Consider the following 8,566-nt stretch of genomic DNA (forward strand, 5'->3'; position numbering starts at 1 on the left):
ATTTTGGTTCACTAGCTCAGTCGGTAGAGCACATGACTTTTAATCATGGTGTCCCGGGTTCGATTCCCGGGTGAGCCACCAAAATATTGTCCAAAGTAGAAATGTAAATTTTTACTTTGGATTTTTTTATTTTGAAAGAGTTAAATATTGTTTAAACAGTACATTTTCGGTGTAAAGTTTGATATTTTACATAGACTAACTAAAAGACTTATGGAGTGTGGTTGCATTGAAAAAAATAATATTAACATTAATTTGTATATTATTCTTAACAAATATATTTTATGTAGAGAAGTCCTTTGCTTTAGATACAAAGCAATATTCAAATGAAGAAGTATTTAAATCATCTGAAGATTCAAAAGAAATTCTATATCAAGATGTGGTTATTTCTCTACTTATTCCATATATCCAAAAAGAAATAAACAATTACTATAAAGAATATTTAACTGAACTACCAATAGTTTTTCCATATAGCGTAGATGTAATAAATGTTAAAAGAGAAGGTGGATATTCAATTGAATTAGAGCTTATAGTACATCCTTTTGTTGGACCCATTAATATTGTTGGAGATGACAGAATAATTCTTAAAACAGGAGCTTTTGGAACAGTAGAAATTAAGAAATTTGAACATGTTAAAAGTTATCTATTACCATGGAATTGGCAACATATAATAAAAAAAGCATATTAAAAGAATGGTGTTGAAAATACGAATTATTTATAGTTAATATAGCACATTTGCAAAACTTAAAACATATGATAATTTTGAACTAATATAAAGGAAGAAACAAGATGAATAATTCTAGAATGTATCCATGGGATTATTATTCAGATACCCCATACCATATATATAATGATAATTGTGATTATAATAATCCTTATTTTAAGGCTGTTCCATATACTACACTTTTTGATGACACAGAGTGTAACTTAAGATTTGATTCCTCACAATTAGAAATGAGCAGTAACCAAATGGTATTGAAAGATTATGGTCCACAACCTTTAGTAATTAATATTGATAAAGCTACCAAGCAAAACAATAATTTTCGTACTGGTTTATGGACAGGGGAACATTTTCAAGTTACTTTGATGAGTATCAATGTTGGTGATGACATTGGTTTAGAGGTTCATCCAAACACTGATCAGTTTATACGTATTGAAGAAGGAGAAGGACTTGTTAAAATGGGAAGAAGCAAAGAAAGATTAGATTTTCAAGCAAATGCCCATGATGACTTTGCAATCATCATACCTGCTGGTATGTGGCACAATATTATAAATACAGGTAATAAACCACTTAAAGTATACGCTATATATGCACCACCTCAACATCCTCATGGTGTAGTTAATGTGACTAAACCAGCTGAATAATTTGCTCAAGTAACTATAAATAATAAGGAATGAGCAAATATTGTCTAACCATATATCAATTGATATTATAGGTTAGACTTTTTTTATTAAGTAAATATGATTTAGACACTGCTATAAAGTTTATTTCAGGTGCCGTAGAAATTGCTCCTGTATATTATGTTTCAGGTAATCATGAAGCTTGGTCTGGAAAATTTCCTTTAATAAAAGAAAAATTGATAGATATGGGTGTTTATATTCTTGATGATAAATCATTTAAACTTTCAAAGGGTAGTAGTTCAATACATTTATTTGGTTTATCTGATCCAGATTTTCTTACATCTAGCTATAGGGATGGTACAGATATAAGTAAAATGGAAGAACAATTAAAAATGTGGTCAACTGATAAAAATTTTAAAATCTTACTTTCTCATAGGCCTGAACTTTTCGATTTGTATGTTCAAAATAACATGGACTTGATTTTTACAGGACATGCACATGGTGGACAACTTAGAATTCCTGGTATAGGGGGAGTGATTGCTCCAGATCAAAGAATATTTCCTAATTATACAAGTGGAGGTTACAACAAAGATTTATCTACAATGTTTGTAAGCAGAGGGCTAGGTAACAGTATTTTCCCAATAAGAATTTTTAATAGACCAGAAATCATTCAAGTAACATTAAAAACACAATAAATTAAAGAGATAATTTCTGTAAAATATTACCGCTATATCATATAAGCTAGGGGGATAAAAATTAATTAAAAGTATTATTTTAAATACTCAATGAGGTTTAGTTCATATTATATAGATTATGATTATTTTAATATAAACTGTTTACAAGGGATGAACTACTAGAAAGTTATAAAATGTTTAAAGGAGTTATGTATATGGAAAATGATAATTCTTTACTTTATGCTTGTTGGATAAATGATATTAAGCTTATAAAGGAAAAACTTGTAGATGTAAAACCATCACAGTTAAAGAAAAGTATACAGGAAACTGGCACTGCCCTTCATGTGGCAGCACAAAACCACAACACACAAGCTGTTGATCTTTTATTGGCAGCAGGAGCAGATTTAGAGCAAGGAGATTTTTTAGGAAACAATGCCATGCTTGCTTGCATAGAAAAGGATGTCAAAACAGAAATGCATTAAATCAGTTAATTTGCTATTCATGGAATAAAAGTTTTGCAGAATACCTTTTGAGCAAAGGATGCCTTATAAATGCTACGGCAAGAGATAAAGAAACTCTACTAGAAAGTGCAGCGAGCTTTAATAATAGAGAGGCGATTTCTTTTTTGCTATCAAATGGTATTGATAGCAGTAGTATGAATAAAGCACTCTGTTGGGCAATTATCTATAATTCTGTTGATGCAGTAAGATGTCTTTTAGAAAATGGTGCGAATTTAGAAGAAATGTACACTAACTGTAAAGGCATAGAAAGGTCTTTATATCATAATATTTTGGCACTGAATAATCGAGGAAGCCGCATGGACATAATTAAATTATTGTTTAGAGCAGGAGTAGATTTCAAAAAAACTCCTGTACGAGCCGTTACACTTGGATTAGAAAAAACAAAACTCAGTCCATATGACTATGCAAAAGAGAAATTACAAAAATACCCAGAAAGTACATTTATTCAAGAAAATCTTTCCTTTGTAGATAGGTTGGCAACTCAAAATAATATATAATGAGTATGTGTAGTTTATCGTTTAGAGATTGCTCTAAAAATAACATCAGGTGAATTTATATAAATGTACAAGGAGGGATCAATTCGATGAATGATAAAATGGTAAATTATGTTAAAATGAAATATAAAGCCGCAAAAAAGAATTTCTCAAAAATAATGGCAGATATCCAGTTAAAATGTGTGAGTACCGTTATCAGCAAAGGTGTATTATATAATGTACTTCCATATGAAAATGAGCTGCATGGATATAAGGTAAAAGGAAAAAAGATTGCTGAGCCAATATGTAAGAATAATTGTTACCGATATTCCTTTGACGAGCAAGGACGTATTATTCTCGTAGAGGAAATGAGTGAGTTTTTGGGACATTTTCACTATACAACTATGTATTTTTATCACGAGGATAGGGTAGAAACAATGTATTGGGATGCCGATATGCTCTATAATGTTACAGTTTACTTATTAGGAGAGAATGGTCCTACAGAAGTTTATTTTTGTAGTGATAAGAGTGAGGCATACAAGGAATATTATTATGAAAATGCCTGCCTTATGAAGATTGCATCCAAAACAAAAGGGGACACAACTGAGATAGGAATTGATTTTAATTTCTTTTATAAACCGAATGGTATTCTGCAAAAAATTATTAGAAGTTGGAACAGTGGTGGCACAGAAGTGGTTTACACTACTGATAAAATTAACTATAAAAAGTTAGAACAAAGGCTTTTGAATGAAATGGAAAAAGCTGTTTCAGATTTTACGGAACAAAATGCAGATAAGAAAATTACGTTAATGGCTTTCATGTGCTATCCTGGTCATGGATACCTTTCACTATCTGCTGATACTTGTGATTGTGTGGACAAGGATTCTCCTGCCGATTGGGAGTATGAGGATTTTGCCAGTAGTAATTTGGTAGATATACCATTAGATGATAAAGAAGAAGAAAAGGTGTTGACTACTATTGCGAAGGCCGCAGATGCTCTTACAAAGTTATCTGTCTTTTCAAAACTGTCTAAAGCAGACGGATTCTATTGTACTATGTTTAATCACGATGAAGAATATATTGATGAGGCTAATCCCAAATTGAAAAAACTGTTGAGAGATAATCCATACTTTAGCCAGGGTAAATAAGCATTAAATATAGTAATATATTGTGATAAAACAAAACTTATATTTTACATAGGAGGACATACATGGAGATTATAAAATCAATATTTTATTTTATATTAGCTGGAATATTTGAAATTGGTGGTGGATATCTTGTTTGGATATGGTTCGTGATGGAAAAAGCTTTTGGTATGGAATTATTGGAGCAATAGTATTAATTTTATATGGAATAATTCCAACATTGCAACCTTCAAATGCTAATTTCGGTAAGGTATATGCAGCCTATGGAGGCATATTTATTGTTTTATCGATTTTATGGGGATGGAAAATTGATAATGTAACACCTGATAAATTTGATTTAATTGGCGGGTTTATAGCACTTATTGGTGTTATTGTGATTATGTATGCACCTAGAGGGTAAATTTAATATTTAATTATTTTTAGAAGAATGACTATATGGACATTTGGTGCAAAGATTGAATCAGGAATAGATCAAGGTAAACTTAAAGTTAAAGCAAAAGATTCTGTAATTTTAATTGGACTTTAAGTACCAGTAGGATTAACAGATTAAGGGGGAGCAAGATTGGGAGATATAAAACAATGGTCATTTGGATTTAATGAATTAAAATATTTTTTATTTAAAAGAAAAATTTGTAATATATGTGGAACCAAAATGAAAAAAGTAACAAGTAAAAAATATATTGGAATGAAAAAATTTAATGGTATTATTACAGGTCCATCATGTGATAAAGCATATGAAGTTACAGTTTTTTATTATTGTACAAAATGTAATAAAAAATATTCTTTAGAAGAACTAGCAAAATGGAATAAATAATTATCCTAAAAGTATATCGATTATAACTAAAGATATAAATGAGCAGATTGTTTATGAATATAATAAAAATTTATAAAATGATATTTAATTATTTAAAATATGAATTGAATTTGTAATATTTTTTTGTTCTCAATCTATTGTTAATATGCAGAACAATTATTCTTCATACTGTCATACATTTATAACAAGGTAAAAGAATATTTTCATATTATTATAATGCAATATTAAAATAGAATTAGTGATAAGAAAGGTGAAATGATGAAAAGAAAATTATTTGGTTTTGGAGGATTTATATTAATTAACATAATGTTATATGTTTATATTTTAAAAGTGTTTTTGCCAGCTTTAAATAATATTGGTGGCTATGAAAGTAAGGCAGTAGGTCCCACAAATTGGCAGGTACTGCAAGCATTAAGCGTAATTGCACCTGCTATTTTGATTTACTTTGTTGCCGTTTATTTGTTTTATTACTTTAAAATTACAGGACTTAATAAATTTGTTTTTCCTATCCTTGTTTTTACATTTTATTTATTATTTATTTTTTTAGGTATTGTCGTATGTGGTGGAGCATTTGGGTGGATAGGATTATTAACATTTATACCAGCTATTATAGTATTGTTGTTGTCAGTTTTTTGGGTTTGGAAATATGATAAAAAGTATAAAAATCAACAAAAATATAACTTGTAATATTATCACAAACAAAATGTCATAATGCGAAGCTCATCAAATTACAACTATTGAGTTAGTTTACTTTGTTTCATTCTTAAATTATGAAATAATAGAACTCTTAAAAAGGGGTTCCATTATTATATACTATATTATCAACACTATTCATTAACATAGGCTAAAATAAATATCACAGATATTAAAAGAATTGTAAAAGAAGATAACAAACAAAGATATTTCTAAATCAAGTAGAATTATGAGAATGATAAGAGTGGCTTATTATTTAGGGTGATTAATGGGGACTTATCATTGTGATGAAGGTCATACCAAGACAACAATAAGTTAATTAATAATACTAAACATTCTATTTTACCATGATTTAACCTTAACATGAGATGTACAATAAAATATCCTTATAGCTATAACGTTGATTTTGTAGCTAGAAGGATGTTTCTATTTTTAACGCTTAATAATGTTATAAAAATAGTTCCTAAGAATGTAACTAGTAATGTTACAAGAAATATTAATGAATTGAAATATTTTTAGAGAAGACAACTTCTTATCTTCTTATATTCATATGTTGATAAAAAGATAACTTCTTTTAATTTTGAATACCAATTTTGATAAAGAATTTAAGATTATCTTAGGAAAAAAGAAAGTGATTAATATTTTTAGAAACACTTGGGATTTAATTAGCTTAGGTGTTTTTTATATGTAATTTGTAAAAATGATGGACAAAAATGTTCTTTAAAATTTGAATAATCGGATATTTACAGAATATGCTATAATTGATTCATAAATTAGATATTATGAAGTATGATAATTAGTATCTAAAAATAAAATTTGAACTATATTTGCGGAAAGGATATACATTTGAATGGATAATAATGTTTTGTGGTATTTAGAACAACAAATCCAGAGGACTATAAATAATTTAAGAAAACGCAATATTGCAGGTTTTTTCGTTAAGGATGATGTTGAATTAAAAGGACTTTTAAAAGAACTTATAGATGAAAATTCTGTAGTTGGTGTAGGTGATTCGATGTCACTCTTTGAAACAGGTACTATAGATTTTCTGCGTAAAGGAAATTACACTTTTTTAGATAAGTACAGAGAAGGCATTACAAGTGAAGAGAAAAAACAAATCTATATACAAAACTTTTCTTCTGATACTTTTATGTGTAGTACAAATGCATTAACTGAAGATGGAGAACTTTATAATATTGATGGGAATGGAAGTAGAGTTGCACCAATGATTTATGGACCTAAACAGGTTATTTTAGTAACTGGTATAAATAAGATTGTTAAAAATATAGAAGAAGCAGAAAAAAGAGTTAGAAGTTACGCTGCTCCAATTGATGCAAAAAGATTAGGGAAAAATACTCCATGTACTACTTTAGGGTATTGTGTAGATTGTAAAAGTCCTAATAGAATATGTAATGATTTTACAATAATTAGAGGACAGTTTATTAAAGACAGGATAAAAGTAATTATTGTAGGAAAACAGTTAGGGTATTAATTATTTATTTAGCAATATTCTTTCGTTATAAATTAATAAAAATAAGTAACATATTAAAAAGTTGTATTATTCAAAGATGAATTTAAGGTATTTTTTGTATGTAATTTTGAGAAAGTGTATAAGTTAACTGAGAATTAAATAATTTGGTATATCCTAAATATTATATAATTGATTAATAATTGTAATTATATAAAATATTAACGCGAATCAATTTAGAGGGTGAAAAATGTGAAATGTTTTTTAATTAATGAATTTGGACAAGAACAAGGAGAAAAAATATACAAACATCAGCAAGAGAAACTTAAAAGACTTATAAAACTAAGTAGTACAGGAAAAAGTAAAGAACAGTTAGAAACTCTAAAGAATAGTATTCTTCCTAGAATAGCACTTTACAAAGTTCTGCAAGATATTCTTCAATATAAGAGATTAGCTTTGCAAATTGTAGAGAAGGGATTTTTGCTAGATTTACAGAAAGTTATATTGAATCTTCAAAAGATGGAAAAAAACGAGCATTTTTTTGAAATTTTCCGTATGAATTTTAGTGAGTCATTAAAAAGTGATAATTGGGAAAGTACAATTGTACAAAACGATAATAATTCAATGGTGTTTATTATGAAAAAATGTATATGGAATGATACTTGCATAGAGATGAATTGTCCTGAAATGTGTCAAATTTTTTGCAAAGGTGATATTGAATGCTATAGTCATATAAAAAAGATAAGTTTTGAGAGAACACAAACATTAGGGTACAACGAAAAATATTGTGATTTTAAATTTATAAATAATGAAATAAAGTAAATAATATTTATTTTAGAGAATGGCTATTTTACTATGGTTTAACCTTAACATAGGATGTACAAGAAAATATCCTTATAGCTATAATTTTGATTTTGTAGCTATAAGGGTATTTTTATTTTTACTCTTAATAATGTTATAAAAATAGTTACTAAAAATGTAATTGCTAATGTTACGATATAGATTAATGAATTGAAATATTTTTTAAGAAGACAACTTCTTATCTTCTTATATTCATATGTTTATAAAAAGGTAACTTCTTTTAATTTTGAACATCGGTTTTAATAAATAATTTAAGATTATATTAGGAAAAAGAAAAGTAATTAATATTTTTAAAAGCGCTTAGGATTTAATTATCTTAGGTGTTTTTTCTACGCAATTTGTAGATTTGACGAAGTAAATTAAAAAAATGTTCTTTAAAAATTGAACAATGCATTCTTTACAAAATATGCTATAATTATTTAAAAATACAGAAAAGCTTGGGTTTGAATAGAAAATGAAACAATAATAAATTTCATTTGTTGAGATGAATGGGGGCATACGAAAATGTTAAAAAAGTCAAAAGAAGTTTATGATTTCTTAAATAGGATGGAGATTAGGTTTAAACTTATTGAGCATAAG

At 27.7% G+C, this 8,566-nt stretch carries 10 protein-coding genes, 1 tRNA gene and 1 pseudogene; all 12 read left to right on the forward strand.

All coding sequences use genetic code 11. The annotated features are described in order from the left end of the window. Window positions 1-5 precede the first annotated feature (5 nt). The 12 genes and pseudogenes from RGC78_RS15470 to RGC78_RS15525 all read left to right on the forward strand — a co-directional run bounded on the left by RGC78_RS15470 (window position 6) and on the right by RGC78_RS15525 (window position 7,948). Window positions 6-81: transfer RNA gene (locus RGC78_RS15470), tRNA-Lys, on the forward strand. Between the two features lie 145 nt (window positions 82-226). Further along, window positions 227-685 (forward strand): DUF3888 domain-containing protein, encoded by a 459-nt coding sequence (locus tag RGC78_RS15475; protein ID WP_434062239.1) that lies wholly within the window; start codon window positions 227-229, stop codon window positions 683-685. A 101-nt stretch (window positions 686-786) separates the two neighbouring features. After that, window positions 787-1,362: a cupin domain-containing protein gene (locus RGC78_RS15480; RefSeq protein ID WP_252215631.1), complete on the forward strand. Its 576-nt coding sequence runs from the start codon at window positions 787-789 to the stop codon at window positions 1,360-1,362. Between the two features lie 140 nt (window positions 1,363-1,502). Then, a complete protein-coding gene (locus tag RGC78_RS15485) occupies window positions 1,503-2,033 on the forward strand; it encodes a metallophosphoesterase (protein WP_252223952.1) in 531 nt (176 codons plus the stop codon). Window positions 2,034-2,206: 173 nt separating this feature from the next. After that, window positions 2,207-2,494 carry an ankyrin repeat domain-containing protein gene (locus tag RGC78_RS15490; protein ID WP_309556922.1) on the forward strand — a complete coding sequence of 96 codons (288 nt, stop codon included), beginning with the start codon at window positions 2,207-2,209 and terminating at the stop codon, window positions 2,492-2,494. Next, window positions 2,458-3,030: an ankyrin repeat domain-containing protein gene (locus RGC78_RS15495; protein ID WP_286675208.1), complete on the forward strand. Its 573-nt coding sequence runs from the start codon at window positions 2,458-2,460 to the stop codon at window positions 3,028-3,030. Before RGC78_RS15490 ends, RGC78_RS15495 begins: the two co-directional genes overlap by 37 nt. Before the next feature lie 86 nt (window positions 3,031-3,116). Further along, a complete protein-coding gene (locus RGC78_RS15500) occupies window positions 3,117-4,154 on the forward strand; it encodes a hypothetical protein (protein WP_252215637.1) in 1,038 nt (345 codons plus the stop codon). A gap of 62 nt (window positions 4,155-4,216) precedes the next feature. Continuing rightward, window positions 4,217-4,551: pseudogene (locus RGC78_RS15505) on the forward strand (YnfA family protein). A gap of 162 nt (window positions 4,552-4,713) precedes the next feature. Continuing rightward, complete coding sequence (locus tag RGC78_RS15510; RefSeq protein WP_252215640.1) at window positions 4,714-4,965, forward strand: hypothetical protein; 252 nt, start codon at window positions 4,714-4,716, stop codon at window positions 4,963-4,965. Window positions 4,966-5,223: 258 nt separating this feature from the next. Further along, the gene (locus RGC78_RS15515; RefSeq protein ID WP_309556923.1) at window positions 5,224-5,652 is read left to right on the forward strand and encodes a SoxR reducing system RseC family protein; all 429 of its coding nucleotides are present in this window, start codon (window positions 5,224-5,226) and stop codon (window positions 5,650-5,652) included. An 856-nt stretch (window positions 5,653-6,508) separates the two neighbouring features. Then, entirely contained in the window at window positions 6,509-7,150 is a 642-nt protein-coding gene (locus tag RGC78_RS15520) for a lactate utilization protein (protein ID WP_252215646.1), read from the forward strand. Between the two features lie 228 nt (window positions 7,151-7,378). Next, window positions 7,379-7,948 carry an L-2-amino-thiazoline-4-carboxylic acid hydrolase gene (locus RGC78_RS15525; protein ID WP_252215649.1) on the forward strand — a complete coding sequence of 190 codons (570 nt, stop codon included), beginning with the start codon at window positions 7,379-7,381 and terminating at the stop codon, window positions 7,946-7,948. Window positions 7,949-8,566: the final 618 nt, after the last annotated feature.

The organism is Clostridium aquiflavi (assembly GCF_031344075.1).
In the GTDB taxonomy this organism is placed as follows: Bacteria; Bacillota; Clostridia; order Clostridiales; family Clostridiaceae; genus Clostridium; species Clostridium aquiflavi.

Excerpts from the sequence above, each read along its gene's own strand:
- RGC78_RS15500 (WP_252215637.1), top strand. The coding sequence starts at position 3,117 with ATGAATGATAAAATGGTAAATTATGTTAAAATGAAATATAAAGCCGCA.
- RGC78_RS15520 (WP_252215646.1), top strand. The coding sequence starts at position 6,509 with ATGGATAATAATGTTTTGTGGTATTTAGAACAACAAATCCAGAGGACT.
- RGC78_RS15490 (WP_309556922.1), top strand. The coding sequence starts at position 2,207 with ATGTTTAAAGGAGTTATGTATATGGAAAATGATAATTCTTTACTTTAT.
- RGC78_RS15515 (WP_309556923.1), top strand. The coding sequence starts at position 5,224 with ATGAAAAGAAAATTATTTGGTTTTGGAGGATTTATATTAATTAACATA.
- RGC78_RS15480 (WP_252215631.1), top strand. The coding sequence starts at position 787 with ATGAATAATTCTAGAATGTATCCATGGGATTATTATTCAGATACCCCA.